4 protein-coding genes and 1 pseudogene are annotated in these 1,877 nt (G+C 50.9%); 2 read left to right on the top strand and 3 right to left on the bottom strand.

Annotated features, from left to right (window positions below; genetic code table 11):
- Positions 1 to 379, top strand: a 379-nt coding sequence (locus tag GX108_02745; GenBank protein ID NLO55965.1) for a nucleotidyltransferase domain-containing protein, incomplete at its 5' end; no start/stop codon positions are given.
- The gene (locus GX108_02740; protein NLO55964.1) at positions 279 to 698 is read left to right on the top strand and encodes a DUF86 domain-containing protein; all 420 of its coding nucleotides are present in this window, start codon (positions 279 to 281) and stop codon (positions 696 to 698) included. The genes GX108_02745 and GX108_02740, both read left to right, overlap by 101 nt.
- A 56-nt stretch (positions 699 to 754) precedes the next feature.
- Here GX108_02740 and GX108_02735 read toward each other — a convergent pair whose 3' ends face one another.
- From GX108_02735 to GX108_02725, 3 genes and pseudogenes are all read right to left on the bottom strand, one after another.
- Positions 755 to 1,027: a GNAT family N-acetyltransferase gene (locus GX108_02735; GenBank protein ID NLO55963.1), complete on the bottom strand. Its 273-nt coding sequence runs from the start codon at positions 1,025 to 1,027 to the stop codon at positions 755 to 757.
- Positions 918 to 1,313, bottom strand: a pseudogene (locus tag GX108_02730) (DUF1778 domain-containing protein). The gene GX108_02735 and the pseudogene GX108_02730 overlap by 110 nt, the downstream one beginning before the upstream one ends.
- 136 nt (positions 1,314 to 1,449) lie before the next feature.
- A complete protein-coding gene (locus GX108_02725; GenBank protein NLO55962.1) occupies positions 1,450 to 1,833 on the bottom strand; it encodes a hypothetical protein in 384 nt (127 codons plus the stop codon).
- Positions 1,834 to 1,877: the final 44 nt, after the last annotated feature.

The following is a 1,877-nucleotide window of genomic DNA, read 5'->3' as shown; positions in this document are numbered from 1 at the left end:
CGATGTTGACGTGGCTGTCCTCTTCGACCAGTTCCCCGATGCGAATCAGGTAGCGAACCTGAGAGAGGCCCTCACCCTTCTGCTCAGAAAAGACGTGGACCTGGTCCTGCTGAACTCGGCTGGACCCATCATCCGGATGCAGGCGCTCAAAAACGGCCTGGTCATCCACAGGGGGAAAAATGCTTATGAAGAGTACTTCACCAAGACTCTCAACGAATATAGCGACCTGAAATTCTATCGAAAGGAAGCGGAAGAGAAGATTCTGCGGAGAAGAATCTATGCCTGCCAAGGACATAGTAATTGCGAAAGTGGCTACCATTCAGAAATGCCTAGAAAGGATCCGGGATGTCACCGCCCTCGACCCTGCCAGCCTGGATGACATCGACAAGCAGGATATCTATGTCCTCAACCTCCAGCGTGCCATCCAGGCCTCTATCGATCTGGCCTCGCACATCGTGGCCTCCGAAGGGCTTGGGCTTCCCGAGACGGTAAGGGAAAATTTCACCCTGTTAAGGGACAAAGGCCTGATAGACCCACTCACAGCCTCAAGGATGGAGAAGATGACGGGTTTCCGCAACATAGCCATTCACAACTACCAGGCTCTCAACCTGGAGATCCTTAAATCCATCCTCACCAAAAACCTCAAGGACCTGGAAGACTTCTACACAGCCGTCCTCACCAGCTTACACTTCGCCTGACACACCGTATTCGTAAGCAAATGCCGCGATTCAAAGCCCAGGAATTTACTGGTCGTTTAATATCGCAGCCCTGGTAGTTTACATGGGAAGAAAAGCCGGTCGGGCGAATCCTTGAATTGTTGAAAACCATAATGGAGATAAAACTCCCTGGACCCATCCTTTGCATCAACCGCCATTGCCCACCAGGAGATATCGTTGTCGTTCAGCCGGTTCATGGCGTCAAGAAGAAGGTCTTCTCCAACACCTTTCCCCCGGTAACACTTGTCTAACACCAGTCTTCCCAGGAGTACCGCTGGTACATGAGGATACCGCGGGATCTTTTTCCCCATGGAGGGAGGAACGTCCGAAAGGTTTACTGAATACACGGACAGGGTATAAAATCCTGCAATTGCCGGGACATCCCGATCGATCGGCTGCCTTTCTCAGTCTCTCGTTCGGGGAGGACTGCTTGATCGCCAATTCAGCGAAGGCTATCTGGTCTCTGACGCTCAGTTCCAGAGTTGTCCTTGTCCTGATAGTTTCCCTTGCAGCCTCAAAGGCTGATGCGACCACAAAATCACTGGTGCTTCTGACTTTCATCAAGGAGGCTTTTAGTATAAGGTCCTTCATTTCTTTGGTGACCTACGCCTCGATCCGTTCCTTCTCCCCCGGTTGTCCCAAAGATGTTTCCATTAAAATATATCCTCAAATACAGTAACTAAAAGCTTGTATATAATACGGTTGAATACCGCGACTTCTAACCCTGTCATTCTTACCCGCCCCGGGGCATTTGACTAAACACAAAATCAAATACCGCCTCCAGCTCGGGCAAAAACTCCCGCTCTACAATCCTTATCCCCAAGTCGCCGAGGGGTTTGATCGCCTCGGCCACCCAGGGGTCCGAAACCTCTATCACGGAAGGCAGAAACTTTTCCTCCTTAACCATGGAGACAAGTTCCCTCCAGAAATCAATCCATAAATCCTCTGGTCGGTCCGGAGATATCGTTCTGAATTGCCTGGGAACGCCCGTCTCCTTATCTACAATGTGCATTACTGCCATGGAAGCCATGTCTTGAGGGTCATTTCCCAAAAACGCGGGAGCCACCTTCCAGCCAAGTTGCCACTTATCCTCTCTTATTTCAAGGCTCCCCAGCATATCGGCGTCCCGGTTCCCCATCAGTTTCGGAGGTTCCAGGATAT

The sequence above is a fragment of the Thermovirga sp. genome (genome assembly GCA_012523215.1).
In the GTDB taxonomy this organism is placed as follows: domain Bacteria; phylum Synergistota; class Synergistia; order Synergistales; family Thermovirgaceae; genus 58-81.
Note: the sequence above shows the minus strand (reverse complement) of the source record. Positions and strands in the feature narration are given on the sequence as shown.

What these genes read in the sequence shown, in the direction of transcription:
- GX108_02740 (NLO55964.1), top strand. Translation starts at nt 279, where the DNA reads ATGCCTGCCAAGGACATAGTAATTGCGAAAGTGGCTACCATTCAGAAA.
- GX108_02735 (NLO55963.1), bottom strand. Translation starts at nt 1,027, where the DNA reads ATGGGGAAAAAGATCCCGCGGTATCCTCATGTACCAGCGGTACTCCTG.
- GX108_02725 (NLO55962.1), bottom strand. Translation starts at nt 1,833, where the DNA reads ATGCTGGGGAGCCTTGAAATAAGAGAGGATAAGTGGCAACTTGGCTGG.